Origin of the sequence: Pseudomonas sp. Tri1 (assembly GCF_017968885.1) — a bacterium.
GTDB lineage: Bacteria > Pseudomonadota > Gammaproteobacteria > Pseudomonadales > Pseudomonadaceae > Aquipseudomonas.
Genome location: NZ_CP072913.1, coordinates 4,891,724 through 4,917,599, shown reverse-complemented (window position 1 = coordinate 4,917,599; position 25,876 = coordinate 4,891,724). Strand labels below are relative to the sequence as shown.

Sequence of the window (25,876 nt, the reverse complement as noted above, 5' to 3'; positions counted from 1 at the left end):
CGCTTTTGTGGCGGGGGAGCTTGCTCCTGTACCACTGCGCAGCGGTCGCAAAATGGGGCCGCTACGCAACCCGGCGGGAGCAAGCTCCCTCGCCACTTATGCCAGCTTGAGCCGCTTCAGTCGTAAACCTTCTTCTTCTTCCACTCGTCGTTGTCCTCGTCTTCCTTCAAGCCTTCGGTCAACTGGTTGACTTCGCCTTCCACAGGTTGGGTCTTGGCCAGGACCATGGAGTTGGCGCGAGCCAGGAGTTTCTCCAGGTAGGCCAGTTGTTCGGCGTAGGCCTGCGGTTCCTGTTGTTTGCGCAGGTACTGCACGCCGCGCTCGAACGCCAGACGGGCTTGCCCCGGTTGTTCTTGCTGCAAGGCTTGTTGGCCGAGGTTGTTGAAGAACTCGATGTGCAGCAGGACCAGAATGTGCCGCACTTCGCGAATCCAGCGCTTGGCTTCGTTGGCAGGCAGAAAGCCGTCCTGGGCGGCGCGGGTGATCTGGCCGTGCAAGGCTTCGAGCAGAAAACGCACGTCCTTGGCCTTGGCTTCGGTCAGGATCGGTGCCGGTGGATTGTTCACCGGGATCGACTCACCTTGGGCAGCCAACGCGTTCAGTTCTTCAAGGCGCGCCTTGACCCCAGCGTTGGTTTTCTCCAGGTTCAACAAGCGCTGGCAAACGTTGAGCTCAAGGCGCGTCATCAGCAACTTCAGGGCCGGGGTCATCAACTGGCCGGGGAAGGTTTCGGTGAGCTCGCCACAGCGACGCAGGCGGTCGTTGAGTTCCACCTTGGTGCGGGCCTTTTCCAGTTTGTTGTTCTCCACCACATGGTTCATGTAGCCGATGGCGATCAACAGTGCGATCCCGGCTACAACGAGCAGGGTGATCATGAGTGGTGTCACCGGTAAGACCTCTTTATTAGGGTTCGCATGTTATGAGTGTAGTGGCTTGGCTTTTAAGCGCATAGGCCCGTGCACCGACATTAGACGGGCGTCGTGCGTTCACAGGCAACGCGGCGCAGATGGATGCACATTGCCACTATTTGTCGGGCGCGACTATAACGTCTTGGCGAGTGGCGGAATATAGGCGCCAGAGACCGGACGGGCAAAATCTGCTAAACGGCCTTAAACCGGTCGAAGTCATTGATTTAAATAAATTTATATCTGGGGGTTGACGACCTTCCAATCCATCCATAGAATGCGCGCCACTTACAGCGTAAAGCACTCAGCCAAACGCGATAAGCAGTGAATGTTGTACGTGTGTCCCCTTCGTCTAGTGGCCTAGGACACCGCCCTTTCACGGCGGTAACAGGGGTTCGAGTCCCCTAGGGGACGCCAATGCGGGAATAGCTCAGTTGGTAGAGCACGACCTTGCCAAGGTCGGGGTCGCGAGTTCGAGTCTCGTTTCCCGCTCCAATTTTAAACAGCGTTGCTTTCGAGCAGGGCTGAGTGAAACCAGAACCGGTATCTTTGGATACGGATCTGGGCACTGGAACACACACCATGTGTTCCGGGCAGCGTGTCCCCTTCGTCTAGTGGCCTAGGACACCGCCCTTTCACGGCGGTAACAGGGGTTCGAGTCCCCTAGGGGACGCCATTTGCGGGAATAGCTCAGTTGGTAGAGCACGACCTTGCCAAGGTCGGGGTCGCGAGTTCGAGTCTCGTTTCCCGCTCCAAATTCAAAAAACGCCGCTCAATGAGCGGCGTTTTTTTATGCGCGTAAAAAAAGCCATTTCACCTCTAGGTTATGACCTATCCCCTCAAAGCCCTTTAACGAGCATTTTGCACGGATTGTTCTTGTTTGAGGGGGAGAGCACTGCAGGCCTTAATAATGAAGGGGAGATTGGTTTACTTCATGCAAAACTTCCGGAAAAACGCTGAGGAAGATTAATAATTAATTTCTAAAAAAATGCACTTCTCCTAACCTTCCAGTAACCATTAGGAGGTGCATTTATGCTGATTTTCGTTAAATCAATGGTCATTGGGTTGTGCATTGCAGCCCCTGTGGGACCCATTGGGCTGTTGTGCATACAGAGAAGTCTCATGCTTGGCTGGAGAGCCGGTTTCGCGACAGGGTTGGGGGCCGCCACCGCCGATTCGATCTATGGATTCATCGGTGCCTTGGGTGTCACCGCCATCATCGCGACACTTATTAGCTTTAAACCCTGGTTGTGTATTTTTGGCGGTGTGTTCCTCGCCTACATCGGTTATCAAACAATACGATCGAAAGGCGGTGCAACTGCCATGGCGGGTGAGCGCGCCAACATGTTCAAAGCCTATTCGACCACGCTGTTTTTGACCCTGTCGAACCCAATGACGATCTTGTCGTTCATCGCGATATTTGCCGCGCTGAGTGACGGCATGGTCAATGATCAAAGCAGTCAACACTCTGTGCTGCCCATGGTGACCGGTATCTTTCTGGGGTCGGCTGCCTGGTGGTTGGGGTTGAGCGGGTTCTCCTCCATCTTCAAGGCCAGGATCGCCGAGTCGAAGCTTAAGTTGATCAACTATCTTTCCGGGGCAACCATTACCGTCCTGGGAGCCTACCAGGTAGCCACTGGCGTCATATTGGCTACGGGAGCCTGAGCTCCGCCAGTGAATGATGCAGTCCCCTGCGGTCCACGAGGGGACGTTTTACTGAGTTCTAGACTCGACGTACGCCCTGAAACGGCTTATCGCCTCTGTGATGTCGGATGCTGTCGCATTACTAAACGACAACCTGACCTGATTAACCGCGTCGTTAGTCAGTGAAAATAAGGACGTGGGAAACACTATGACTTTGAAATGCTTGGCGCATTCGCACATTTCAGAATATCCAAAGGCGAAAGGCAGGTGCATGTTGATGAAGAAGCCGCCGGCCGGTTGATTCCACGTAAGCGTTCTTTGGGCATCAACCCAGGGTCGAAATTCACGCTCAAGGCATTCAAGCATGTGGTCTCTTTTTTGGGTGTAAGACAACACTCTGGGTTGGTTCAGCCTTTTCAGCGAATAATTGTTCTCGATCAGTAAGCCTGCGACAACAGCCTGGCAGAGGGCGGGGGTATTGACCGTGACCAAACTCTTGGCCTTGCACAGCCTGGCGCTGAAGGGCGTAACCCCGGCTCCCTCTGGAGCGACCACGTAACCCATGCGCAAACCCGGAAAAATCGACTTTGAAAATGACCCAAGCAGGAACACTCGACTGCTGTCGATCGACTTCATCGACGGCGTCTTCTCTCCTTCGTACCTGAAGTAACTGTAGGCAGTATCTTCCAGGATGAAAAAATCCATTTCCTTGGCTAATGCAAGCATCGCTCGTCTGTCGTGATAGGACAGGCTGTCAGCGGTGGGATTACTGAAATCCGGAATTGCGTACAGTGCCTTGATCTTTTCCCCTCTGGACTCAAGCTCTTCAGCTAACTTGCGCAGGGCCGCGGGGTCGAGAAAGGTCGCCATGGGAATGGGTAGGATTTTTATTCTTAGCAGTTTTGCGATGCCCGTAATCCCGGAAAACACAGGATCCGGCACTAATAGAACACCGCCGCCCTCAAAGATCGATAAGAGCGCCAAGGTGCACGCCTCTTGAAAGCCCATGCACACCACAATACTTTCAGGATCAAGAATCTTTATCCCTTCATCCACCTGCAAATAGTCGGCGAGGATTCCATTGATGATTCCGGAGGTTTTTCCATACTGACAGAGCAGTGTCGCAAGTGAATGGTCAGTGTCGGCAACGTGTTGCCTGTAACGGGCCAATCCCCTGTCAATGAGAGAGGGGTCGCACTGCTCATCATCCGGTCGACCTGAGGCCAGGGAAATGGCCTCCGGGTTTTCTTGGGCAATGGAGTTTAAAAGGTGGATAACGTTCAGAATGGGGTCTTCGAATATCGTGTTTTCGAAAGCGCTGGACAATCTTGCTTCTCCATAAAAAAGCAACGAGCCATTGAAGGCTCGTTGCCCATGATTAACACCGGTTAGGCAGGGTTGAGTGAGCTTTTTTGATCCACCTTCTTCTCCATGGCTTCGAATGCTTGCAGCAGGTCGGCTTTAAGGTCCTCGAGGTCCTCCAGCCCAAAGCACAATCGAACCAAGCCTTTCCCTATGCCCATGTCGGCTTTTTCCTGATCTGTCATCGAGGCATGGCTGCCACTAAAGGGCTGCGCAACCATCGACGTGACGCAGGCCATTCCCGTGCCGGTGCCAAACCATTTGAGCGCGCCGGTGAAGGTTTTATAGAAGGGAACCAGGTCAGGCCGGATATCAACAAACACAATGCCGCCATAACCGGTCAATTGTTTCCCATCGACGCGTGGATAATAGACATGCTCAATAAACGGCAGTTCTCGCAGGTAGTTGAGCATGCTGGATGTGGTTTGGCTGTGTTTCTCCATGCGCAGGTTGAAGGTCTGCATGCTTCTGCGAAGCAGCCAGGCGCTGTTGGGGGTTAATATCGAGCCTGAATAAAAGCGCCCTTCGAGCAGCCGGTTATAAATCATCTCATTGTTGACAAGCACCAAACCGCCCATGACATCGCTATGCCCGGAGAAGTATTTCGTTGCACTGTACAGTGAAATGTCGGCCCCCAAGTTCAGTGGCTTCTGAAATATCGGGGTGGCCCAGGTGTTATCAACGACGATCAGGGCCTGCGGGTTGTTTTGCTTGACGGCCTTACTGACCGCATGAATATCAATGTCCTTCAGGAAAGGATTGGTCGGCGTTTCAAAAATGACCATGTCGACATTTGCCGGTAACGCTTCCAGGCCGCTTTTCGTGGTGAGATCGAGGATCGTCAACTGCGCACCGATACGCGCCGCATACCGCTGAAACAACTTATAGGAACAGCCATAGATGAATTTGTTGATCACCAGCGAACCACCCGGTTTCAACAGCTCCAGAACCATATAGATGGCGCTCATCCCGGTGCTGTAGGCCAAGGCGTATTCGCTGCCTTCCAAGGCTGCGACAACCTGTTCCAATTCAGTCACATTTGGATTGGCCTTTCTCGAATAGAAGAATGCCGAGTCCGCGCTGAAAGCACTGCACTGATAGATAGGCGTTACTGAGGGATGAGCCTCTCGATCATCCACCTGAATATGAAGTATTTCAGTCGACACACTCATGACTGGCTGACCATTTTAATAACTTGTTCATACATGTTCTGCTTGCCCTCATAACCAATGGTTGGGGTTATGTCATTTTGTGAAATGCCAATCTCTTCAATCGACTCGGTCGGGAAGTGAGCCCTGTCGAAGACCTCATGAAGGTTGGAGTTCACTCCGTTGGGAAGCCAGACCTCTGGACCTGATTCATCGATGCGAGCCTTGGCGATAATGAATCGATAGCTTTCATACGGGCGCAATGTCAGGGGTTTCCACTCGCTGTTGCGCCCGTCGGTATAATTGCGGCGCAGGTAGACGGTCTGTTCAAAGTCCTGGGTATTCAGCACTTGGGCGTGCAGCGACACGATATCCCCGTGCCACTCGAATTTGCGCTTCTCGTAAGCCGTCAGCGCTTCCTCTTGCAGCTCAACAGCTGCGTTCGCTTGGTATTCGCCCAGTAATTTGAAATGCGCGTCGTGTCCGCACTGGGAGCAGCAACCCTTGCTGTCCAAGCCGATGATTTCAGCGTTCAAACCGTAGCGGGTAACGAGCAGCGCGTTGCAGTTGTTGCAACTGGTATTGGTGCCCTCGACATCATTCACGTTACCCAGGTAAACATGCTCGACGCCCATGCTCCGGGCGACGTCCCGAGCCTTCAGGAGCCTGTCCACCGGGGTACGGATGCTGTTGCTCATTTTGTAATCGGGGTGAAACCGTACGAAGTGCAGGGGCACGTTCGGACCCAGTTCATCCAGTACCCACTGGCTGATTTTCCTGGCCGTATCTTCATCGTCGCTGATGTCGGTCACCATCAAGGTGCTGACTTCAACATATTTGCCGGCATCGTAGACTTTCTTGATGCCAGCCAGGACCGGCTCCACCCAGCCTGTTGTGACCTTCCGATAGTATTCGGGGGAAATGGATTTGAGTGAAATCGAGAAGATATCAATGACCGGCAGTAACTCATCAATGGCTTCTTCACTGATAAAGAAGGCTGATTTATACAGATTGATCAGGCCCGCTTCCTTGGCCAGCTTTGCCGTGTCGAGGATGAATTCATGCCAGACGACAGGATCGTTATACGTCCAGGAAATGACGCGTATTCCATGCTTGAGCGCGGTTTCCACTACCTGCTCAGGGGTGTAGTAGTAAACGTCTTTGTCGGTGACATACTTGGCTTGTGAAGTCTTCCAATTGTGGCAATAACCGCAGTTGAGCATGCAGCCGATATTGCCCAGGGAAAGAATTCGTTCACCGGGAGCAAAGTGGAATACTGCCTCGGTTTCGATCGTCTCTTCGGTGCTGTGAACGCCTTTACCGTAGTTCAAGGTAACGAGTCGCCCCCCACGGTTCCCACGTACTTTGCAAAAGCCTAGTTTGCCTTCCTGTATGACACAGTTTCGCGGGGAAAGATGGCACTTTACGGCGCCTCCAGGGAGTATTTCTTCCAGTTTTGCCGGGGTGCTTTCCAGGGTCCAGTTTTTATTTTTTGCAGTGTCCATCTCTCACTCCTCATCACGGAAGTTGCTATCAGTATCATCGGTTAAAATCGTCGAGGCGAAACAAAGCCGCCGCCAGGGACGGTAGTTATCTTGTTGTTATTAGTAAGCAGACGAAGCGCGGATCAGCCCGTAGTTTTTAAGTGCAAAACGCCTGGCATTCATATTCATGAAAGGTTGAATGAGAGGGCCGATCACCAGCAAGAATGCAATCGTACCCACGCCGAAGGGGCCGCCTAAAAGCCAACCGGTCGAAAAGATGCCTATTTCAATGATCATTTTGGCTTTGGTAAATGACCAGCCCCATTTGGCTACCATGGTCAGTACCACCAGGTCCATGATTCTGATACCAATGCCGCTCATGATAATCAGCGCGGATGAATAGGCGCACAGCACCAGCCCCATCGCCAGTAATGTGTACGCATTCATTCTGACGATCAAATATTCCCCCAGTCCAAGTAGGGACCAGAGATCAATCAACAGGCCTGTCAGAGTCGTTGTAATAAATGGGCTTATAGGCGGGTATTTCTTGTTCCAGAACATCCACCACGATAGAAAAAACAGAGAAACAATCGCCGAGCAAATGCCCATGCCGAATGTCAGTATTTTATCTATCGAGATGATCAGGACGTCTAATGGGTCTGTCCCCAGTTGACTGATGATGAAGCACTTGGCACCCACTGAAAAAAAGCTGACACCTATCAGGTACATCAGGATTTGATCCCTCTTGAAACTACGAAGTTCTAGGACTTGCGTTCCAATATACCGGGCGAAAAGGTAAGACTTTTTTTCACACTTTATCTTTTCATCTTCCATGCGAACACCATCCCTGGAGAGAAATATTTTATTATGCAGTGCGTTACGCTAAAGAGGAGGGCTATTGCTGTGCCCGGGTTCTTTTTATGCTTTTCAGGCAGGAAATAGACTAGCACTCTGCTTTATTTTGGTGCATGCTTTTTTTAATGAAAAACGCGGGCTTTTCATTAAATTTTATACTTTTTACTGGGGGAAACGCACATGGATCGTATAGACGTAAAAATCCTGGGGAAGGTACAGGACTGTGGCCGCATTTCCATCACAGAGCTTTCCAAACACGCAGGTCTTTCTATTCCTGCCACCACTGACAGGTTACGAAAACTGGAAGACTCCGGCGTCATCAAAGGCTATAGCGCTCAGTTAGATCCAACCAAACTGGGGTACGGCATATCCGCTGTCGTTGGCATCACCACCCTCAAGCCGGCAAAAGCCAAACTAATAGCCACGCTCACCGACATCCCCGAAGTCGTTGAGTGCCTGCACATCACGGGTAACGACTCCTATCTGATCAGGATCTATGCCAAGTCCATGGCCGAGATCGAGGGTATTATTGCCAATATCAATGCGTACGGTGAGACGCGTACCAGCATTGTTTTGTCAGTCCCTATCGAGAGAAGAAAGCTTGCCCCGTGAACCAGGAGCCTCTGTCCGGCGGGGCCGGGGAGCGAGGTCGCTCCTCGGCCATTGGTGTCCCCGTCTAACTCCGGGGAACACATGAACGCTGGTGGGGATGTTTATGTGACCAGCGAGACATCCACACGAGCAATAGCATCATGACCGCGGGGCAGAGCGTGACCGCCAATAAACCGATGTGCAAATCCGAACGCGCTGAAATAACCCCCACAAGCCATGGGATCAGGCTGCACCCGGCATTACCGGAGGCCGTCAGTACAGAGAACATGGTTGCGCCACCTTGAGGGTATGCATCTGCCGTAATAGCGAGCATCGTTGGCCATAGGCAACTGCCTGAGAAGCCTGCAGCGATGGCGGCGGTTAATGCCATTGCGGAGCTGGGCGCAAAGCTGATCACGAAAAACAGGACGACGGTGACGGCACAGCAGCCCAGCATCAGTGAAATGGCGGGTATCTTCTCTTGCAGCATGGCGGCGGCAATTCGCCCGAGGGCCATGCCAACTGAAAAACCGGCGAGAGCAAACCCACCCACTTCCTTCGAATACCCCAACCCTTGTTCAGCAAAGGCGGGTAGCCATTGGGACAGTCCCGTTTCCGCTGCCCCACCCAGGAAAATAGCAACCATGCAGGCGATGAAATAAGGCTGCTTGATAAGCGTGGGCATGGATTCACGCTGCACGTGCTCCTGTATCAAGGGCGGTAAGGTCAATCGCATAAACAGTAGAGCAGTTACAAGCGGGGCAATGATCAGGCCCAGGGCAACCATGCGCCAGGAAATATCCCATTTCAAAGCGATGCTGGCGATCAGCACGGCACTTACAGCGCCGATGCAGAAATACGAATGCAGCCAGTTCATGGCGGCGCTTCGGCGTTCGGGTTGCAGGGCTGCGACAATGGGGCTGAGGATCATATCCAGCACACCCGCACCGAAACCCATGACGGCAACAGCGAATAGCAGGAAGGCATAGGATGGTGCGAAAGCCACGAGGCCCAAACCAGATGAAGTGGTCATCAGTCCAAAGAGAATAATCCGCCTGGCGTCCCCTCTGTCAGCCAATGGCCCGGTGATCAAAATTGCCACTATAAAACTGAGAAACATGACGGCGGGAATTCGTCCCAGTTGCTCCGTTGTCAGCCCTGACGAGGGGTCGAAAGCATCACTGAATGTTGTCAGATATACCGGCAAAAAGTTGAGTGCCATGGCCAAACACATCATGGCTGCATAACAAGCGTAAAGCGCGTGACGATTAGAGTAGGACGCAGACAGCATTAGGTGTAGGACTCTTGAGATTAGAAACGTGAGGCACCGTGCTCTTTCCAGCAGCATTCAGTCCATTCAATCTCTGAGAAGTGTGCTGCAAAAGACGAATCGCCGGGGCTACTGGCAAAGAAACCGAATTGGACAAGTTCTTCTGCATGAAACATGTGGAACATACGCATCATGCAGAACGCTGTCCCGTCAACCGAGTTTTCAAGAAGGAAGTCACTGCCTCTTCGGCTCAGCCGGTAATACATGGTCTGGGTAATTCGATCGAAATTAGCCATGGACCAGTCCGAAAAGCCGTTGTTGGTCACGACAGAGAACAATTGTTGGAAACCATTGTTCTGATACTCGATGCCGCTTTTCATCCAGTTGTTTTTATCTTGATAGATAAAAAGGCCGCATTGGTCGAAGTAGATGCTTGAGGAAAAAGATACTTTGGCTTTCAACGTCCAGTGTTGTTCCTTGCTGGCGACCACAATGGCCGGCGCATTGTCATACTCCAGGCCGTAATAGGTGCCTCGCCAGAAATCAGTGTCGGGCGCGGTGTGGATAATTATCTCCTGTTCGCTGACGGACGAACGCTCGGGTACATTAATCCAGGTCCAGTCTGAGATATTCAGTTTTTTCATGTTTTTCATTGCCCAAAAAACCAGTGATTTATTTCACCGTGCTGGTGAACACATAAGTCCGCCGCGCTCAGGTTTTGCTGCCCTGAGTTGGGGTTGAGCAGGCCAATACAAAACATGGTGGCGGCTTTTGCCGCCGCCACACCATGAGTAGAGTCTTCAATCACCACACAGGACGAGGGTGGGATGCCCAGGCGTTTAGCAGCCATGAGAAAAATCTCGGGATCTGGCTTGCTGTGTTTAACATCATCGCCACAAATTATCTCATTGAAAAAATGTTGTAGCCTGGCGTTACGCAAAATAAGCGCAACGAGTTCTCGAGGTGAAGAGGACGCGACTGCACAGGGTATTCCTGCTTTCTTTAATGCGAGGAGAAGTTGTGTCACGCCGGGCATGGGAGTCAGCGGAGCTGCATTTAATGACTCCATCAACCGGCGGTGATGCTCCGCCATAAGGCAGTCTAAAGGATCTGCAAGCCCGTATTCGGTTTTGATGGCGTTCCACATATGGAGCTGCGTGGTTCCCACAAAACGCGATAGTTCTGTCTCATTAAGCACAATGCCGTAGCGCGCATAAGAAAGCCTTTCCAGTTCCATATAGGCCGGTTCACTATCAACCAGCACGCCATCCATATCAAAAATGAACCCTTGAGCAGCCAGCATCAATGCGCACGCTGCTGTTTCGGTGCGCGCTTGAAATGCAAGAAGTTATAGTGCGAGCGAGCTTCAAATTCATGCAGTCTGAATGATTTTGTCATCTCAATGTCCTGAAACCCCTCGCCATCTATTAACGTAGTGGTGTCTGATCCGCCAATAATGATAGGTAATTGCATGAGCATGATTTCGTCGACTAAATCGAGATTGAATACCTGCCAATTCAATTGGCCGCCACCTTCAACCATGATGTGATTTATTCCGCGGGCTTCCAGCATTGGGAAAAGCTGTTTGAAGTCGACGCGTGCGGTACCGGCAAAAAGCACCTCTTTACCATGGGCGCGGATCTGCTCGATCATCTTGTGGTCACGAGCCTGTTCCGTGGTCGCGATGATCGTTCGCTCGGGAGAGCTTAGGATTTTCGCGGAGGCTGGAAAGTTCAGCGATGTTGTGGGAATGATACGAACGGGGTTGCGACCGGTCCCATACCGATTAGTCAATTGAGGATCGTCTGTGGTAATCGTGTTACGACCGACCATGATTGCATCGACTTCACCGCGAAATTTATGGATAAAGCGCATGTCCTCGTCGTCGAAATGCCGAAAAAGCGGTTTGCTGGATGCTTCATTGCCGAGCGTCAGTTTGCCATCAATGGAAATCTGGCTAAATACAGTGACTTTCATAAGTAGTCCACTTGGAGTGCTTGTGAGATTTAGTGTGACAAGTGCTGGGGATTTGGTGTGAAGACGCTTTTTACCGTGGGGGCGGAAGGATCATTCAACAAACTGTCAAATGCTGTTGAATACCCTTCCAGTGGATAGCGGTGGGTGACCAGGTTTCCAAGTTCAGGAAGCCTGTGGGCAATCCGCAGCGCCTGGGGAAAGTGCTGATTGTATTCGCCCGCTGCAATGATGCTGATGGCATTGACCAGGAAGTGTTTTACAGGCAGCGAATATTTATAATTTCCGTTAAAACCGAACAGGACAATCCTGCCGCCTCGGCCAACGATACTTGCGGCAGTCTCGAGCTGATTGCCAACGGTATCAATGACGACATCATATTTTCCTTGGTCTTGCCCAGGGCACTCAAGCGCCTCTGGGTGCACAATGTCCAAACCTAAGGATTGGCCGAATTCAATTCGAAAGGTATTCAAGTCGGTAGCACGTGTACGAGCACCGATGGCGCGCAAAAGTATTTGTGCGACCAGGCTCATTGGGCCTGACCCAAGAAGCAGTACATGTTCTCCAGCTTTGATAGCCGCTTGCTCGATGTTGTTCAAAATACATGCTACGGGTTCAATCAGGACGGCAGTTTCCCAGCTCATATCGTCTGGGATGCGGTGTACAAAACGTTCGCGTGTTATGAAGCGCTCTGCAAATGTACCGTGTTTGTTGACGCCAGCAATATTCAGACCCGCTTTTGAATCGCCACTACATAGGTGAGTTTTAGCTGAGTTGCAATGTTCACAGTTACCACAATATTCGTTGGGGTCTACGACCACACGCATACCTTTGCGCGTGCGTGTGACGCCTGCCCCAACATTGACAACGACACCGACTGCTTCGTGGCCACGAACGATTCCTAGCTGCCCTTCTTCACGCCCTGACAATACCGCTAGATCTGTTCCGCAAATACCAGATAGTACAATTTCTATTTCTACACCGTCGTCGGGTAGCGTGTCGAGCTCGTGGTGACTCACCAGGCTCAACTTTCGCGCGCTCGTTAAACTGATTGCCTTCATATACCCATCAGCGCTCTATTTGATTTTTTTTTGATAAATCATGCCAGTTAGAGATTCCATTCCTGTTGTATCTGGAGTGGTTTACGGACATGAAGCCCGTTTCATTTTCGGCTGGCATTATGCAAGGCTGGTAGAGTTTGTTTCAGTCGAAAAAGCATTGCCGATAACTACATAATGATTCGTGTTGTTTCAGTCTGGTGCTCTGGGTGCAGTAAATATTGGCTGTGCATTGTGTTTTTGTTAGTTGGCGCTGCGTGAATATTATTATTTGGATACAAGTTGCGATGCAGTGAAATCAATGAAAGTGAGAAACCCTTTCAACCTTCAAGGCTGTGCACCAGGTTTTCAATCGCTACCAGCGACGCCTCATCCGCAGATGGCGCTGCAGGCCGTGCGCTGCGCATCGGGTAGGCCGAGCGGTATTCACTGGGGGTGCAGTTGGCATATTGCTTGAAGGCCCGGGCGAAGTAGGACGGGTCCTTGAAGCCGGCCTCATAACCGATGCTGGTGATGGGCATCTGGCTGTTGTCGAGCAGTTCCTTGGCAAAACTCATGCGTTTGTTCAGCACGTAGTCGGTGAAGCCGAGCCCATTGGCCTCCTTGAACAGGCGACTGAAGCGAAACGTCGTCATACCGCAACGCTTGGCCAGATCGCGCTGGTCGATGCTTTCGCGAAAATGCTGGTCGATGTACAGCATGATGTGATTCAGGGCCTGGTGCTTCTGGTGCCCTGAGGTCAGGCGGATGCTGTCTGGCAGGGTCGGAGCGTGGTCGATTTGTGAGGTCTTGCGCTGGCCGTTGGCATGGCGGCGCAGTTCACACAATTGCACCACGGCGCTCAGGTAGCGCTTCCTTTCGGCGGCTGGCAGGGGAAGCACCATGTATTCCCAGACACTGGAGCGCATGGCCCAGACTGCCAGCTCTTCGGAATGCTGCACGGTGAACATGGTGATGGGGATGGTCGGCACGGCGCGCTTGATCTCCAGCAAACGCCTCAAGCCCGGCGTGTCTGGTCGATCGAAATGGATACAGATCATGTCGGCCTGTTCCCCATTGGGCAACATGGCGTTTTTTGCCAGCGTGCAGTCGCAGGTGTCCTCGAACTGGCTCATGAGTTCCTTGGTGGAGCGATCGTGAGTCAGATCGAACCACAACAACTTTGGCTTGCCAGTCAGGGTGGATGTCATAGGCCTACTCAGCGGTGCTTACTGCCCTTTAGCTAGCAGTATTGCCAATGTGCCACCATCTCGCCGAATAATTTTTTATAAAAGGACGGTTTTTTAGCGCCGAGTCCTGAAAGCGACGAAGCGCATGTCGTTGCCAGCTGTCATGACCACGCCTACCTGGCCGCCCGCAAAAAAATCCTAGCGATGTGCAAAATCCTCCTAACGGCTATGCCTACCCCCTGACTAGGGTTGCATCAGGCAGTTCGCAATGTACTGCCCCTGAAAAACAACCCCGATGAGGTGTGCAAAATGACTCTTCAAACGATCAAGGCTTCGGTTCTGAAGTTCGCTAAAGATGAAGACGGCCTGACCATTGTGGAATACGCCGTGGCCGGTGGGTTGATCACCGTATTGGTGGCCGCCGCCTTCGTTCTTCTGGGCGGCGCTGTGAATACCAAGATCCGTGCACTGTGCCAGGCCGTCAACGGCAACGTTGCCTGCTGACAGCGGCTATCTGCTGTGTGGGGGCACGGTAACTTTCAGGGAATACCCGCTTGTAGCTCTTTTGTTTCGAGTGCAACGAATACATCAAATGGACTTCGCGCTGTCCCCTCCAACTTAAGTTCGTAGCAGTACTACTTACTAGCGTGAGGTCCATGCCATGACTCTCCAGACTATAAGCACTTCGATCAGCAAATTCGCCAAAGATGAAGACGGCTTGACCATCGTTGAATACGCGGTGGCGGGTGGCTTGATCACGGTGTTGGTGGCGGCGGCATTCGTCCTTCTGGGCGGCGCTGTGGATACCAAGATCCGGGCGTTGTGCCAAGCCGCCAATGGCAACGTCGCCTGCTAACGATAACCACCCTTAGGGAGACGCATCATGTCCATGGAATTGCTGGTGTCGACGGTACTACTGCTGGGACTGCTGGGTGTGGCGGTGGTGAGCGACCTGCGTCGCCACCGCATCCCCAATGTGTTGGTCCTGTTGGGCCTTGCCCTGGGCTTGGCCGGTCAGGTTTATACAGGCGGGATCAGTGGGTTGGGCGATAGCCTGTTGGGCATGTTGATCTGTTTCGCGCTGTTCTTGCCTATGTACGCAGTGGGCGGCATGGCGGCCGGCGACGTCAAGTTGATGACCATGGTCGGCAGTTTCCTACCCTTTCATTACGCGCTGTGGGCGGCCCTGTTCAGCCTGATCGCTGGCGGCGTGTGCGGCTTTCTGATCGTCCTGGCCCGCGGCCAACTGCTCCAGACCCTGGGCCGTTACTGGTTGATAGTGCGAGCCCAGGCTTATCTGGCGCCGACTTCGGACGAAGTGGCTGGCAAACCGTTTCCTTATTCGATTGCGATCCTGATCGGCACTTTGAATAGTGTCTACTGGCAGCTGGATGCCGCTGGATGGGGAGTCTAGTCATGCACGTCATCAATGATAGCGATGCCTACCCCAGCGAGCGAGAAGCGGTACAACGCCTGGCGCCCCAGCCGTGCACCATTCGCGACACCGGTCTGACGGACAGTTTCCTGGGCGAGCTGGTGTGCAAGCATCTGCACGACGCCGGAGTGTTGGACATGACGCGGCTGGTGGAGCGCCTGGCGCTGACCGGTGCGGTGCTGGAGGAAATCCTGGCATTCCTGCGCAAGGACGGTCGCGTCGAAGTGCTTGGCCAGATCGGGCAGGCGAGTGTACAGGCGCTGCGTTACGGCCTGACCGAGCGCGGCCGCAGTTTCGCCCGTGACGCCCTGGCTCGTAGCGGCTATATCGGGGCCGCGCCTTTCCCGGTGAGCACCTATCGCTCCTTGATCAAGATCCAGACTATTCACCATGGCCGCATCACCGCCAGCGATATGAACCGGGCCCTGGCTGGCGTCGTGCTGACCCAGGGGATGCTCGACCAGTTGGGCGTGGCGCTGAACTCCGGCCGGGCGATCATGATTTATGGCCCGGCGGGCACTGGCAAGACCTATGTCAGCAGCCGTTTGATCCGTCTATTCGCCGAGGCCATCTGGGTGCCCCACGCCATTGTCATCAATGAGTCGGTGATCGAGATCTACGACCCGCAGGTGCACCAGCGCCTGGATGACAGCAGCCAATCGAACAATCTGATGCTCAATGAAGGCATCGACCGCCGCTTGCTGTGCTGCAAACGTCCCATTGTCATCACTGGCGGGGAGTTGAGCATGGAGCAGTTGGACGTGCGCTACGATCCCTTCACCCGGCAGTACCAGGCCGCCTTGCAGCTCAAGGCCAGCAATGGTCTGTTCATCATCGATGACATGGGCCGCCAGCGCATGGCCCCGGCCGAATTGCTCAACCGCTGGATCGTACCCATGGAGGAGAAGCGCGACTTCATCAACCTGGGCGGTGGGCGGCACTGCGAATTGCCGTTCGACCTGGTCCTGGTGTTTTCCACCAACCTCAACCCCTTGGAATTGGCCGACGAGGCCTTTCTGCGACGCATCGGTTACAAGGTGCAGTTCGGTTACCTCAAGCCCGAGGAATACGAACGCATCTGGCGCCAGGAGTGCGAACGCCTGGGCATCCCATATGACCCGTTGCTGGTGCGCCATGTGCTGCAGCGGCTGTATGCCGGCGAAGGCATGCCGCTGGTGCCTTGCCATCCTCGTGACCTGCTGAATATGGCGCTCGACCGCCAGCGCTACCTGGGCGGTACCGGGCCGCTGTTACCGCAAGAGTTGGAATGGGCCTGGCACAACTACTTTGTGCAGCTCGACTTTCTTTGATTTGGAGATACCGACATGAGCTCTCGTACGCTTTCGCTGATAGGCGTTTCCCTGGTAATGGGCCTTGGTGCCGCATGGATGGCTGACTCCTGGCTGAGCGCACGACTTAACGCCACACCCGATGACCACCTGCGAAGCGTGGTAGTCGCCACGGTGGAAATTCCCTTCGGACAGATGGTCGAGGCCCAGCAGGTCACGACCGTGCGCATGCCCATGGACACGATCCCGGACGATGCCTTCGATTCCAGCGAACAAGCGGTGGGCAAGATCGCGACGTTCGACATCCTGCGCGGCGACATTGTGCGCGGTGCGCGCTTGAGCGAACACCTGGGCGGCAGCACCCTGGCTTCTTTGATCGCCCCGGACAAACGCGCCATATCGGTCCGCGTGGACGATGTGGTGGGTGTCGGCGGTTTCCTGTTGCCGGGCAACCGGGTCGATGTCCTGGCGACGAAAACCACCAGCGCCGGCAGTAACAACGCCGTGTCGCGGACCATCCTGGAAAACCTGCGGGTGCTGGCGGTGGACCAGACGGCCGGCACCGACAAGACCCAACCGGTGGTGGTACGAGCCGTGACGCTGGAGATGTCGGCCAGCGAAGCGGAAGCGCTGGTTACTGCGCAGACCGAAGGCAAGCTGCAACTGGCATTGCGCAACCCGCTGAACCTGGAGAAAAAGGCTGTGGCTGTTGCGCCGGCAGCGCCTGCACCGGTCATGGCGGTCGCCGCTCCGGCGCCAAGACCGGTGGTGCAACGCATCGCCAAGGCGCAGGACGATAGCTCGATCACGGTGATCCGCGGGATCGAACGCAGCGTAGTCAACGTTCGCTGACGGGCGCAGAACAATTCCTGGCCGCTAAGGCGCAGCTGATCCTCAACGTCAGTAGACGAGGATGTGATGATGAACCCCAGTATTCGGCAGCCTTTCTTTAAGCCTCGGCGCCAGGAAGGGGCGGTGAGCGTGTTGATGGTGATCGCGTTGGTGGCGATTTCCATGATGGCGGCATTGGCCCTGGACGGCGGGCATATGCTGCTGAACAAGACCCGCGTACAAAATGCAGTGGATGCCGCGGCCCTGAGCGGTGCCAAGACCCTGAGCCAGGTCACGGGCGGCATCAACATGGCCAGCACGACTCGTGCGGCAGCCCTGGATACCCTGGCCAAAAATGCCCAAGCCGCGGGGAACGCGGAACTGGCAACCGCCGTCGCCGGCAACCCCGGTGCGTTTGCCGTGGTGGAGCTGGCCAGCAGCGTCTATGGCCCGTTCTCCTACCCGGGACCTGCGGATGCCAAATACGTGCGGGTGTCGGTGTCCAGTTATCAGTTGAACGGTTTCTTCTGGAGTTTCGTGCAGACGATGGGCAGCGCCGGCCTGGGGAGCAAAAGGGTGGCGGCGATCGCCACTGCCGGTCCCAGCCCCACCTCGCCTTGTGACCTGGCGCCGCTGATGGTTTGCGGCGATCCCACTCAGTACAACCCAGCCGCCGGTAACTTCTGGGGGTATCACTTCGGTGACCTGGAAGTTCTGAAGACGGCGGCGGGCAATACATCGCCTATCGGGCCGGGCAATTTCCAACTGCTCGATTTCGGCTCCGGCGGCAGTGCAGTCCGGGAGGACCTGGCAGGTGGCGGTTCGGTCTGCCGCAGTGTCGGGGACAACGTCCAGACCGCGCCGGGTAACAAAGCCGGCCCGACCTCCCAGGGGCTGAACACGCGCTTCGGTATCTATAACGGTCCAGTCAGCTCTTCGGACTATCCACCGGACCTGGTCACGACCTCGAGCACGCCGTCGATGACCTACGACGATGCGCTCGCCCAAGCGAAATACAAAGGCAAGCCTGTCACCGCGAACAACGGCGATCTCTCGGCCGGCGGCGAGGCGATAGAGGATTACAACGACTGGCGGACCAAGGTCGCCGCCTGCGTAGCGGGGGGCGCCAGTGGCTGCCAGAGCAACGGCGTATTCGAGCGGCGGATGCTGAAAATCGTGATCGGCAACTGCACCGGCAAGCAGGGTGGGTCCACCTCGATTCCCGTCCTGGGGTTCGGCTGCTATTTCGTCGTGCAACCGGTTGATGGCGGTGGTTCGGATTCCCTGGTCTTCGGCCAGTTCGTCCAGGAATGCGAGGGCGACAACGTCCCCGGCCCGACGCCATCCAACGATTCCGGTCCACAGATCATCCAGCTCTACAAAACCTATCTCAACGGCAGCGGCACTCCGAGCACCGACTCGTAGGAGGCGTCATGGGACCTATTCACTTCAAACCCCCGCAGGCCCAGCAGGGCGTGGCACTGGTGGAGTTCACCCTGGTGCTGCCGTTGTTGTTGCTGCTGTTACTGGCTTTCGGCGAGTTCGGCCGCATGCTCTACCAATACAACGTGCTGCTGCAGGCCAGCCGTGATGCCGATCGCTTCGTTGCCAGCCAGGCGTGGAACTCCACTCTCGGCGGCATCGCCCTGAACAACACGTTACTGACCCAGACAAAAAACGTTGCGGTGTATGGCGTGCCCAGCGCCGCCGGTGCCGCCGTGGTGTCAGGGTTGACGACGGCTAACGTGCAGGTCGCCGCCGTGGGTATCGATCATGTGCGCGTCACCATTACCTACACCTTCTGCCCGGTGATTGGTGCAGGCAACTGCGCCGGGTCGATTCCCGGATTTTTCGGCAATGCCATTCCACTGGGCATCCAGTTGGTCGCGACCACCGTCATGAGGGCGCTGTGATGAACAATAAACACATGCGAGGTACCTACATCGTGGAGTTCTCCTTCGTGGGCCTGCTGGTGTTCATCCTGCTGTTCGGCGTGGTGGAAATGGGCCGGCTGTACTTCACCGTCAACGCGCTGGATGAAGCCGCTCGGCGTGGCGTGCGATTGGCGGCGGTGTGCAATATCAGCGACCCGGTGGTGTTGCGCCGAGCCATCTTCAACGCCGCGACTGACGCGGGGACCAGCCAACTGATCAGCAGCCTGGCCACCACGAACCTGGCGCTGACCTATCTGGATGTTAACGGTGCTGTGGTGGCGAACCCCGCCGACACGTCTGGCGCGAACGGCTTTCGTGCCATCCGCTACGTGCGCTTGAGCGTGCAGAACTTCGTGTTCAATTTGTTCATTCCCGGCTTAGGCGTGCCCATTACCTTGCCCGCGTTCCGGGCAACCTTGCCACGCGAAAGCCTTGGGCGTCATTCCGATTCCGGGGAGATCACACCATGCTGAATACCAGGGAAACTCCGCTCTCGACCGCCACCGGCAAAGCCGGGTTGCGAATACTGATCAGCAGCCGCGATGCCGCGTCCCTGCGCGACCTGCAATGTGTCTGCCAGCGCATGCCGTGTCTGGAAGTCAGTACACGCCTGGTGAGCAACGGGCATGTCGATCCGCTGTACGGCCTGGAGCGGATGCCCGACCTGCTGCTGTTGCGTGTCAGCCACCTGTGGCGTGAAGAGCTGGCGGCGTTGTTGCAACGTCCGGCCCACGAGCGTCCGCCGATGTTGGTGTGCGGACCGTTGGGTGGGCAGGAGGGCATGCGCCTGGCGATGCAGGCCGGGGCCCGGGATGTGCTGCCCGAGCCCATCGCCGAGACGGAGTTGGTGGCCGCCCTGAATCGGCTGGTGGCGGAGGTTCGCCTCGGCAACGGCACCGAAGGCAAGCTGGTTGCCGTGATCAGCGCCAAGGGTGGTTCCGGTGGGACATTGGTGGCCTGCAATCTGGCTCAACAGTTGAGTGCCCGGGCGGGTAACACCTTGTTGTTGGATATGGACCTGCAGTTTGGCAGCGTGACCCATTACCTTGACGTGGCGCAGACCCATAGTCATCTGGAAGTGCTGCAGCAGGTCGAGGACCTGGACAGCACAGCGCTGCGGGGGTTCTGCAGTCACTTTAGTCCGACCTTGCATGTGCTCGGGGGGCGAGCAGGCGAGTTGTGCTTGCCCCAGGACGCCCAACCCGAACAGCTCGACGCCTTGTTGCAACTGGCCCGTGCCAGCTATGACTGGGTGGTGGTGGACCTGCCGCGGCAGATCGACCATCTCACCGGTTCCGTGCTGGAACAGGTGGACCGGGTGTACGTGGTGGTGCAACAGAGCGTCAGCCATCTGCGCGATGCCTGCGCCCTGGTGCGGATTCTTCGCGAAGACCTGGGTGTGCGCGGCGACCAGTTGCAGATCGTGGTCAACCGTTATGACAAGTCCGCCACCATCAGTCTCAAGGACATCGGCGAGGCCCTGCGTTGCACGAACCTGTCGAAATTGCCCAATGACTTCAACCTGGTCAGCCAGAGTCAGAACACTGGCGTGCCGTTGGGCCTGCATGCGCCGAAGGCGGCCATCACCGCCGCCCTGCGCGATTTGACCGAAGACCTGGTCGGTCACCAGATGGCTACGAACCAAGGCCTGCTAAAACGCGCCTTCAACCGTTTCTTCGGGGGATGACCCATGATCAGCGACTTCCGCAACCGCTTGCGCAAACAGTCCGGTAAACCTGGTGCCTCAGTCGCCGCCCAGCATGGCGACGTCCTGGCGGACCCGGCAGAAGAGTTGATGGCCTGGGAACAGGCCATCCCGGATGTGCTCTACGAAACCCGCAGCCAGGTCACACCCCTGGAAGCCGAGTGGCGGGAAAAAATCTACCAACAGTTACTCAAGGTCATGGACCTGTCCTTGCTCGATGCCCTCGAACAAGTCGAGGCCACGCGGCAGATTCGCGACATCTGTCAGCGCCTGCTGGATGAGCATTCGGCACCGGTGAGTTCGGTCAGCCGTCAGTTGATCATCAAGCAGATCACCGACGAAGTGCTTGGGCTGGGGCCACTGGAACCGCTGCTGGCCGACCATAGCGTGTCCGACATCCTGGTCAACGGTTTTGCCTCGGTGTATGTCGAGCGTTTCGGCAAGTTGCAAAGGACCGATGTGCGCTTTCGCGATGACCAGCATCTGCTGAACATCATCGACCGTATCGTCTCCAGCCTGGGCCGGCGTATCGACGAATCCTCGCCCCTGGTGGACGCTCGCCTCAAGGACGGCTCGCGGGTCAACGCGATCATCCCGCCGCTGGCCATCGACGGGCCGAGCATGTCGATCCGGCGCTTCGCCGTGGACCTGCTCAACACCGACAGCCTGATCCAGGTGGGTACCATGACCCCGGCCATTGCCTTGCTGCTCAAGGCCATCGTTCGTGGGCGCCTGAACGTGCTGATTTCCGGCGGCACCGGCAGCGGCAAGACCACCATGCTCAATGTGCTGTCCAGCTTCATTCCCCATAACGAACGCATCGTCACCATCGAGGACTCGGCCGAATTGCAACTGCAACAGCCCCATGTGGTGCGCTTGGAAACCCGGCCTTCGAACATCGAGGGGCGTGGCGAGGTCAGCCAGCGTGAATTGGTGCGCAACAGCCTGCGGATGCGCCCCGACCGCATTGTCATTGGCGAGGTGCGCGGCGCCGAGGCGCTGGACATGCTCACGGCCATGAACACCGGCCACGACGGCTCCCTGACCACCATTCACGCCAACACCGCGCGGGACGCATTGGGGCGAATCGAGAACATGGTGTCGATGACCGGCGCGACGTTCCCGATCAAGGCGATGCGTCAACAAATTGCCTCGGCCATCGATGTGGTGATCCAACTGGAGCGTCAAGAAGACGGCAAGCGACGCGTGGTCAGCATGCAAGAGATCAACGGCATGGAAGGGGAGGTCATCACCATGACCGAAATTTTCTCCTTTTCGCGCCAGGGCATCGGTGAACACGGTGAGGTGCTCGGGGATTATCGGCCCAGCGGCATGATCCCGGCGTTCCGCGATGTGTTGGCCAAGCGCGGCATCGAATTGCCGCTGACGTTGTTCCGTCCTGAATGGATGGAGGCTCGGCAGTCATGAACAACATTCCTGGTGAATTCATCCTGATTTTCCTCGCCATGGTGTTCATTGCTGTCTTCCTCTTGTCCCAGGGCGTGGTGGTGCCGGTGTTCGGCGAGGCCGGCAAAATGCGCAAGCGCATCCGTGGGCGCCTGCATGTGCTGGAGAAAGCCAACCATTTGCCCAACATGCAGACCGTATTGCGGCAGAAATACCTGACGCGCCTGTCTCCTCTGGAAGCCAGGCTCGAGCAATTGCCGTTCATGGCCAACCTGACACAACTGATCGAGCAGGCTGGCCATGAATACCGGGCCTATCGGGTGATGCTGCTGGGGCTGGTCCTGGGGGTGACGGCCGGTGCCTTGGTACTGATGGTCTCGCCGCTGTGGTGGCTGGCGCTGCTGGCCACGTTTGCGCTGACCTGGCTGCCGGTGCTGAAAATCATGCGTGATCGCAGCAAGCGTTTCGCCGCGTTCGAGGAAGGCTTGCCGGATGCGCTGGACGCCATGTGCCGCGCCCTGCGCGCCGGGCATCCGTTCAATGAGACCCTGCGCCTGGTCGCCGATGAGCACAAGGGACCGGTCGCCCAGGAGTTCGGCATGACCTTCGCCGACATCAACTATGGCAACGACGTGCGCCGGGCCATGCTTGGCCTGCTGGAACGCATGCCGAGCATGACGGTGATGATGCTGGTGACCTCGATCCTCATCCATCGCGAAACTGGCGGCAACCTGACCGAAGTACTGGAGCGCCTGAGCCGGCTGATCCGCGGGCGCTTTCGCTTCCAGCGCAAGATCCGGACGTTGTCGGCGGAAGGGCGGATGTCGGCCTGGGTGCTGGTGGCGATCCCTTTTGTGCTGGCGATCGCCATCGTCCTCACCAGCCCCAGCTACATGCCGGTGCTGATCAACGACCCCATCGGCCACAAGCTGATCATTGGTGCCTTCTGCGCCATGTTGATCGGGATTCTCTGGATACGAAAAATTATCCGGATCCAGGTGTAAACGCTGTTCTGCCGAGAGGTATCAGTCATGGATTTTTTGCTTGGGTTATTCAGTCGGTTTACCGGGAGCGAGGAGCTGGCGCGGCTGTTGTTCATCGCCGCGGTCGGTCTCAGTACGGTACTGGCGGCGGTCGCTGTGCTTCTGCTGCTGATGGGCCTGCAGGATCCGGTGCAACGGCGACTGGCGCTGATCAAACGGGGGTATTCCGGCAGTTCGGCGGGGCAAGAGGCGCCGGGAAACCTGCAACTGTTGCTGGAGCGCGTCGGCCAGCGTTTTGCCTCGGCCGATCCGACCCGTACGTCCGCCACCCAGACCCTGCTGACACACGCTGGCTACCGTTCTACTTCGGCGGTGCAGGTCTACTGGGCCGTGCGCTTGATGCTCCCGTTGTCGCTGCTCGGCGTTGCGCTCCTGCTGTTACCGATGATCAAGGTTAATGCGGTCATCGTTCTGCTGGCGCTCACCTTGGTGGTCGGTATCGGATGGTTGCTGCCGGCGCTGTATGTCGGCAAGCGCAAACAGGCTCGACAAACCCGGTTGCGGGCGGCGTTTCCGGATGCGTTGGACCTGATGGTGGTGTGCGTCGAATCGGGCCTGGCCCTGCCGACGACCATCGAACGGGTGGCTGAAGAAATGTCGGTCAGCCAGGTGGAGCTGGCCGAAGAACTGGCCCTGGTCAATGCGCAGATCCGTGCGGGCATCACCAGTACCGAGGCGCTCAGGCAACTGGCCGTGCGTACCGGGTTGGAGGATATTCAGGGGCTGGTCAGCCTGTTGGCGCAGAGCATTCGTTTCGGCACCAGCGTCGCCGACACCTTGCGCATCTATGCCGACGAATTTCGTGACCGGCGTACCCAGGCCGCCGAAGAAATGGGCGCGAAAATAGGCACCAAGCTGATCTTCCCGCTGATCTTCTGCCTGTGGCCGAGCTTCTTCCTGGTCGCCATCGGCCCTGCCATGATCGGCGTGTTCAGGGCCTTCGGGAATATGTAGGCCACCGGGATCCATTGTGGGAGCGAGCTTGCTCGCGATAGCGGTTCGACAGTCAATGAAGGTATTGAATGTTGGTCCGTCATCGCGAGCAAGCTCGCTCCCACAGTTGATTTCGGGTGTTCATGAGTCTTGTGTTCACCCCATGCCCCATTGTGGGAGCGAGCCTGCTCGCGATAGCGGTGGGTCAGTTTGCATGGCTGTTGGATGTGTGGGGCCCTTCGCGAGCAAGCCCGCTCCCACAGGTGATCCTGGGTGTTCATGAGTCTTGTGTTCACTGCAGATCCATTGTGGGAGCGAGCTTGCTCGCGATAGTGGTTCGACAGTCAATGAAGGTATTGAATGTTGGTCCGTCATCGCGAGCAAGCTCGCTCCCACAGTTGATTTCGGGTGTTCATGAGTCTTGTGTTCACTGCAGATCCATTGTGGGAGCGAGCTTGCTCGCGATAGCGGTTCGACAGTCAATGAAGGTATTGAATGTTGGTCCGTCATCGCGAGCAGCTCGCTCCCACAGTTGATTTCGGGTGTTCATGAGTCTTGTGTTCACTGCAGATCCATTGTGGGAGCGAGCCTGCTCGCGATAGCGGTGGGTCAGTTTGCATGGCTGTTGGATGTGGAGCCCTTCGCGAGAAGCTCCCTCGCCACGATCATCCCAATTAATAGCCAGCCAAAACACAGGCGGCAGCGGATATCTTCAAGCGAAAAGATCGCAACCTTCGACAATGCCTGCATCGGATCGATGTGTCGGTATTGTCGAAGGTTGCGATCTTTTCGTTGCCCCTGCGGTGCATCATTTGCTACTGGTGATTTCTCCTCCCGAGTCCTGGTCAAAGAATTCCGGGATCGGGTAGGTAAAGCTGTTGAGCCAGCGTTGCATGGCCAGCTCGCGTTCGGTGGCCGAGGCGGTTTGCAGGTTGGTGGAGGCAACCGCGCCGCGAATCTGCAGTTGCATCCAGCTCTCGGTGCCTTGTTGGGCTGCCGAAGAGGGGCCTGGTTCAATCGCCCAGACGGAGGTGGAAAGGCCTAGCATGCACACGATCATCAACTGTTTGGTTTTCATTGCTTGGACTCCTCAAACGCTCTACTTGACCGCGCCGGATGAGGCATCGACGACCTCGGTCAGACGGTTCGCTGGTGACGTCACTGCGTTATTGGCCGAGCCCCTGATTTTTTCTGCACGGGCTTGGGCATCTGCTACTTGCTGAGGGCTCAGCTTGGCCATGTTCGCGAGCTCGGCGGCCTGCTTCCAGTTGTCCTGGTAGATCAGCAGGGTCACCATGTTGAGCGCTGCCAACGTGTCTGACTGCTGGAGTTCCATGGCGGTCATGAACTCGAAGCGGGCTTCTGAAATACGTCGTTGATTGAGGTAGACAACCCCCAGGTCATTGCGAATCTTCCCTTCGGTCGGGGTCATTTTCATGGCCCGCTCCAGGTGTTCGATGGCAGTCGTATTGTCATTCCTGGCGGCGGCCAACTGGCCCAGCCCATGTTCCCCGTCAGCGGCCAGGCAGGTCCCGAGCAGGCTTTGGTACAAAGGCTCGGCTTCATTACGCCCCATCAGGCGCAGTACCCGAGCCTTGCGCAGACGGACCTGGACCAAGTCTTCGGGCAAGCGTTCGAGGTTCGCCAGACTGGCGTACAAACGGCCCTCATTGGCCATGTCATCGGCCATGTTCAGGGCCAGTTCCTGATCGGCCCCGGCTTTGGGGCAACTGGCTGTACGTGAAGCCACGCCATTGCTGGCGCAGCCGGTGAGCACCAACGCTGCCGCTATCGCGATCACTGCTTTCATTGAATGTCCCCTGGCATCAGGTTGCACAC

27 protein-coding genes and 4 tRNA genes are annotated in these 25,876 nt (G+C 56.2%); 18 read left to right on the top strand and 13 right to left on the bottom strand.

Annotated elements, in window-relative coordinates; genetic code table 11:
• Positions 1-116: 116 nt before the first annotated feature.
• The gene (locus J9870_RS21210; protein ID WP_210639864.1) at positions 117-875 is read right to left on the bottom strand and encodes a hypothetical protein; all 759 of its coding nucleotides are present in this window, start codon (positions 873-875) and stop codon (positions 117-119) included.
• Positions 876-1,246: 371 nt separating this feature from the next.
• On the opposite strand from J9870_RS21210, the gene J9870_RS21205 reads away from it, so the two are divergent.
• The 5 genes from J9870_RS21205 (at position 1,247) to J9870_RS21185 (ending at position 2,570) form a co-directional block, all read left to right on the top strand.
• A tRNA-Glu gene (locus J9870_RS21205) sits at positions 1,247-1,322 on the top strand.
• Positions 1,323-1,324: 2 nt separating this feature from the next.
• A tRNA-Gly gene (locus J9870_RS21200) sits at positions 1,325-1,400 on the top strand.
• 105 nt (positions 1,401-1,505) lie between these two features.
• Positions 1,506-1,581 (top strand) — tRNA-Glu (locus J9870_RS21195).
• Between the two features lie 3 nt (positions 1,582-1,584).
• Positions 1,585-1,660 (top strand) — tRNA-Gly (locus J9870_RS21190).
• A 277-nt stretch (positions 1,661-1,937) separates the two neighbouring features.
• The gene (locus tag J9870_RS21185; RefSeq protein ID WP_210639863.1) at positions 1,938-2,570 is read left to right on the top strand and encodes a LysE family transporter; all 633 of its coding nucleotides are present in this window, start codon (positions 1,938-1,940) and stop codon (positions 2,568-2,570) included.
• Between the two features lie 48 nt (positions 2,571-2,618).
• Here the strand turns inward: J9870_RS21185 and J9870_RS21180 are convergent, their stop codons facing one another.
• The 4 genes from J9870_RS21180 to J9870_RS21165 form a co-directional block, all read right to left on the bottom strand.
• Positions 2,619-3,875, bottom strand: a complete 1,257-nt coding sequence (locus J9870_RS21180; protein ID WP_210639862.1) for a PLP-dependent aminotransferase family protein — start codon at positions 3,873-3,875, stop codon at positions 2,619-2,621.
• A gap of 62 nt (positions 3,876-3,937) precedes the next feature.
• On the bottom strand, positions 3,938-5,083 hold the full coding sequence (locus tag J9870_RS21175; protein WP_210639861.1) for a PLP-dependent aspartate aminotransferase family protein: 1,146 nt from the start codon (positions 5,081-5,083) through the stop codon (positions 3,938-3,940).
• Complete coding sequence (gene amrS / locus J9870_RS21170; protein WP_210639860.1) at positions 5,080-6,564, bottom strand: AmmeMemoRadiSam system radical SAM enzyme; 1,485 nt, start codon at positions 6,562-6,564, stop codon at positions 5,080-5,082. Before amrS ends, J9870_RS21175 begins: the two co-directional genes overlap by 4 nt.
• A gap of 99 nt (positions 6,565-6,663) precedes the next feature.
• Complete coding sequence (locus tag J9870_RS21165) at positions 6,664-7,377, bottom strand: hypothetical protein (RefSeq protein WP_210639859.1); 714 nt, start codon at positions 7,375-7,377, stop codon at positions 6,664-6,666.
• 201 nt (positions 7,378-7,578) lie between these two features.
• On the opposite strand from J9870_RS21165, the gene J9870_RS21160 reads away from it, so the two are divergent.
• Positions 7,579-8,010, top strand: a complete 432-nt coding sequence (locus J9870_RS21160; RefSeq protein ID WP_210639858.1) for an Lrp/AsnC family transcriptional regulator — start codon at positions 7,579-7,581, stop codon at positions 8,008-8,010.
• Between the two features lie 64 nt (positions 8,011-8,074).
• Here the strand turns inward: J9870_RS21160 and J9870_RS21155 are convergent, their stop codons facing one another.
• The 6 genes from J9870_RS21155 to J9870_RS21130 form a co-directional block, all read right to left on the bottom strand.
• On the bottom strand, positions 8,075-9,211 hold the full coding sequence (locus tag J9870_RS21155; RefSeq protein ID WP_246883039.1) for an MFS transporter: 1,137 nt from the start codon (positions 9,209-9,211) through the stop codon (positions 8,075-8,077).
• Between the two features lie 89 nt (positions 9,212-9,300).
• Positions 9,301-9,903 carry a DUF1349 domain-containing protein gene (locus J9870_RS21150; protein WP_210639856.1) on the bottom strand — a complete coding sequence of 201 codons (603 nt, stop codon included), beginning with the start codon at positions 9,901-9,903 and terminating at the stop codon, positions 9,301-9,303.
• Between the two features lie 5 nt (positions 9,904-9,908).
• On the bottom strand, positions 9,909-10,562 hold the full coding sequence (locus J9870_RS21145; RefSeq protein ID WP_210639855.1) for an HAD family phosphatase: 654 nt from the start codon (positions 10,560-10,562) through the stop codon (positions 9,909-9,911).
• Positions 10,562-11,236 (bottom strand): dihydrofolate reductase family protein, encoded by a 675-nt coding sequence (locus tag J9870_RS21140; RefSeq protein WP_210639854.1) that lies wholly within the window; start codon positions 11,234-11,236, stop codon positions 10,562-10,564. The genes J9870_RS21145 and J9870_RS21140 overlap by 1 nt, the downstream gene beginning before the upstream one ends.
• A gap of 29 nt (positions 11,237-11,265) precedes the next feature.
• Positions 11,266-12,294, bottom strand: coding sequence for an alcohol dehydrogenase catalytic domain-containing protein (locus J9870_RS21135; RefSeq protein ID WP_210639853.1), 1,029 nt, complete (start codon positions 12,292-12,294; stop codon positions 11,266-11,268).
• A gap of 317 nt (positions 12,295-12,611) precedes the next feature.
• On the bottom strand, positions 12,612-13,481 hold the full coding sequence (locus tag J9870_RS21130; protein WP_210639852.1) for a DNA-binding response regulator: 870 nt from the start codon (positions 13,479-13,481) through the stop codon (positions 12,612-12,614).
• Between the two features lie 288 nt (positions 13,482-13,769).
• Between J9870_RS21130 and J9870_RS21125 the strand changes: the two genes are divergently transcribed.
• From J9870_RS21125 to J9870_RS21070, 12 genes are all read left to right on the top strand, one after another.
• A complete protein-coding gene (locus tag J9870_RS21125) occupies positions 13,770-13,964 on the top strand; it encodes a pilus assembly protein PilA (RefSeq protein WP_008070254.1) in 195 nt (64 codons plus the stop codon).
• A gap of 157 nt (positions 13,965-14,121) precedes the next feature.
• The gene (locus J9870_RS21120) at positions 14,122-14,316 is read left to right on the top strand and encodes a Flp family type IVb pilin (protein ID WP_210639851.1); all 195 of its coding nucleotides are present in this window, start codon (positions 14,122-14,124) and stop codon (positions 14,314-14,316) included.
• Between the two features lie 27 nt (positions 14,317-14,343).
• Positions 14,344-14,874 (top strand): prepilin peptidase, encoded by a 531-nt coding sequence (locus J9870_RS21115; RefSeq protein ID WP_210639850.1) that lies wholly within the window; start codon positions 14,344-14,346, stop codon positions 14,872-14,874.
• 2 nt (positions 14,875-14,876) lie between these two features.
• A complete protein-coding gene (locus J9870_RS21110; RefSeq protein WP_210639849.1) occupies positions 14,877-16,205 on the top strand; it encodes an AAA family ATPase in 1,329 nt (442 codons plus the stop codon).
• A 15-nt stretch (positions 16,206-16,220) separates the two neighbouring features.
• Positions 16,221-17,036, top strand: coding sequence for a Flp pilus assembly protein CpaB (gene cpaB, locus J9870_RS21105; protein ID WP_210639848.1), 816 nt, complete (start codon positions 16,221-16,223; stop codon positions 17,034-17,036).
• Between the two features lie 66 nt (positions 17,037-17,102).
• Positions 17,103-18,440 (top strand): TadE/TadG family type IV pilus assembly protein, encoded by a 1,338-nt coding sequence (locus J9870_RS21100; RefSeq protein WP_210639847.1) that lies wholly within the window; start codon positions 17,103-17,105, stop codon positions 18,438-18,440.
• An 8-nt stretch (positions 18,441-18,448) separates the two neighbouring features.
• Positions 18,449-18,928 carry a TadE/TadG family type IV pilus assembly protein gene (locus J9870_RS21095; protein ID WP_210639846.1) on the top strand — a complete coding sequence of 160 codons (480 nt, stop codon included), beginning with the start codon at positions 18,449-18,451 and terminating at the stop codon, positions 18,926-18,928.
• On the top strand, positions 18,928-19,422 hold the full coding sequence (locus J9870_RS21090; protein ID WP_210639845.1) for a TadE/TadG family type IV pilus assembly protein: 495 nt from the start codon (positions 18,928-18,930) through the stop codon (positions 19,420-19,422). Before J9870_RS21095 ends, J9870_RS21090 begins: the two co-directional genes overlap by 1 nt.
• Positions 19,416-20,636: an AAA family ATPase gene (locus J9870_RS21085; protein ID WP_210639844.1), complete on the top strand. Its 1,221-nt coding sequence runs from the start codon at positions 19,416-19,418 to the stop codon at positions 20,634-20,636. Before J9870_RS21090 ends, J9870_RS21085 begins: the two co-directional genes overlap by 7 nt.
• A gap of 3 nt (positions 20,637-20,639) precedes the next feature.
• Entirely contained in the window at positions 20,640-22,082 is a 1,443-nt protein-coding gene (locus J9870_RS21080) for a CpaF family protein (protein ID WP_210639843.1), read from the top strand.
• Positions 22,079-23,065, top strand: coding sequence for a type II secretion system F family protein (locus tag J9870_RS21075; protein WP_210639842.1), 987 nt, complete (start codon positions 22,079-22,081; stop codon positions 23,063-23,065). Before J9870_RS21080 ends, J9870_RS21075 begins: the two co-directional genes overlap by 4 nt.
• 27 nt (positions 23,066-23,092) lie before the next feature.
• Positions 23,093-24,058 (top strand): type II secretion system F family protein, encoded by a 966-nt coding sequence (locus J9870_RS21070; RefSeq protein WP_210639841.1) that lies wholly within the window; start codon positions 23,093-23,095, stop codon positions 24,056-24,058.
• A gap of 787 nt (positions 24,059-24,845) precedes the next feature.
• Here the strand turns inward: J9870_RS21070 and J9870_RS21065 are convergent.
• Positions 24,846-25,115, bottom strand: coding sequence for a DUF3613 domain-containing protein (locus J9870_RS21065; protein ID WP_210639840.1), 270 nt, complete (start codon positions 25,113-25,115; stop codon positions 24,846-24,848).
• A 21-nt stretch (positions 25,116-25,136) separates the two neighbouring features.
• Positions 25,137-25,847 (bottom strand): tetratricopeptide repeat protein, encoded by a 711-nt coding sequence (locus tag J9870_RS21060; protein ID WP_210639839.1) that lies wholly within the window; start codon positions 25,845-25,847, stop codon positions 25,137-25,139.
• Between the last annotated feature and the right edge of the window lie 29 nt (positions 25,848-25,876).

Bases quoted from the DNA above. Each gene is read 5' to 3' on its own strand.
- J9870_RS21155 (WP_246883039.1), bottom strand. From the start codon at position 9,211: ATGGCACTCAACTTTTTGCCGGTATATCTGACAACATTCAGTGATGCT.
- J9870_RS21075 (WP_210639842.1), top strand. From the start codon at position 22,079: ATGAACAACATTCCTGGTGAATTCATCCTGATTTTCCTCGCCATGGTG.
- J9870_RS21130 (WP_210639852.1), bottom strand. From the start codon at position 13,481: ATGACATCCACCCTGACTGGCAAGCCAAAGTTGTTGTGGTTCGATCTG.
- J9870_RS21160 (WP_210639858.1), top strand. From the start codon at position 7,579: ATGGATCGTATAGACGTAAAAATCCTGGGGAAGGTACAGGACTGTGGC.
- J9870_RS21140 (WP_210639854.1), bottom strand. From the start codon at position 11,236: ATGAAAGTCACTGTATTTAGCCAGATTTCCATTGATGGCAAACTGACG.
- J9870_RS21110 (WP_210639849.1), top strand. From the start codon at position 14,877: ATGCACGTCATCAATGATAGCGATGCCTACCCCAGCGAGCGAGAAGCG.
- J9870_RS21145 (WP_210639855.1), bottom strand. From the start codon at position 10,562: ATGCTGGCTGCTCAAGGGTTCATTTTTGATATGGATGGCGTGCTGGTT.
- J9870_RS21135 (WP_210639853.1), bottom strand. From the start codon at position 12,294: ATGAAGGCAATCAGTTTAACGAGCGCGCGAAAGTTGAGCCTGGTGAGT.
- J9870_RS21095 (WP_210639846.1), top strand. From the start codon at position 18,449: ATGGGACCTATTCACTTCAAACCCCCGCAGGCCCAGCAGGGCGTGGCA.
- J9870_RS21070 (WP_210639841.1), top strand. From the start codon at position 23,093: ATGGATTTTTTGCTTGGGTTATTCAGTCGGTTTACCGGGAGCGAGGAG.
- J9870_RS21165 (WP_210639859.1), bottom strand. From the start codon at position 7,377: ATGGAAGATGAAAAGATAAAGTGTGAAAAAAAGTCTTACCTTTTCGCC.
- J9870_RS21065 (WP_210639840.1), bottom strand. From the start codon at position 25,115: ATGAAAACCAAACAGTTGATGATCGTGTGCATGCTAGGCCTTTCCACC.
- J9870_RS21085 (WP_210639844.1), top strand. From the start codon at position 19,416: ATGCTGAATACCAGGGAAACTCCGCTCTCGACCGCCACCGGCAAAGCC.
- J9870_RS21210 (WP_210639864.1), bottom strand. From the start codon at position 875: ATGATCACCCTGCTCGTTGTAGCCGGGATCGCACTGTTGATCGCCATC.
- J9870_RS21185 (WP_210639863.1), top strand. From the start codon at position 1,938: ATGCTGATTTTCGTTAAATCAATGGTCATTGGGTTGTGCATTGCAGCC.
- J9870_RS21125 (WP_008070254.1), top strand. From the start codon at position 13,770: ATGACTCTTCAAACGATCAAGGCTTCGGTTCTGAAGTTCGCTAAAGAT.
- J9870_RS21150 (WP_210639856.1), bottom strand. From the start codon at position 9,903: ATGAAAAAACTGAATATCTCAGACTGGACCTGGATTAATGTACCCGAG.
- J9870_RS21100 (WP_210639847.1), top strand. From the start codon at position 17,103: ATGATGAACCCCAGTATTCGGCAGCCTTTCTTTAAGCCTCGGCGCCAG.
- J9870_RS21115 (WP_210639850.1), top strand. From the start codon at position 14,344: ATGTCCATGGAATTGCTGGTGTCGACGGTACTACTGCTGGGACTGCTG.
- J9870_RS21175 (WP_210639861.1), bottom strand. From the start codon at position 5,083: ATGAGTGTGTCGACTGAAATACTTCATATTCAGGTGGATGATCGAGAG.
- J9870_RS21090 (WP_210639845.1), top strand. From the start codon at position 18,928: ATGAACAATAAACACATGCGAGGTACCTACATCGTGGAGTTCTCCTTC.
- amrS (WP_210639860.1), bottom strand. From the start codon at position 6,564: ATGGACACTGCAAAAAATAAAAACTGGACCCTGGAAAGCACCCCGGCA.
- J9870_RS21080 (WP_210639843.1), top strand. From the start codon at position 20,640: ATGATCAGCGACTTCCGCAACCGCTTGCGCAAACAGTCCGGTAAACCT.
- J9870_RS21120 (WP_210639851.1), top strand. From the start codon at position 14,122: ATGACTCTCCAGACTATAAGCACTTCGATCAGCAAATTCGCCAAAGAT.
- J9870_RS21060 (WP_210639839.1), bottom strand. From the start codon at position 25,847: ATGAAAGCAGTGATCGCGATAGCGGCAGCGTTGGTGCTCACCGGCTGC.
- cpaB (WP_210639848.1), top strand. From the start codon at position 16,221: ATGAGCTCTCGTACGCTTTCGCTGATAGGCGTTTCCCTGGTAATGGGC.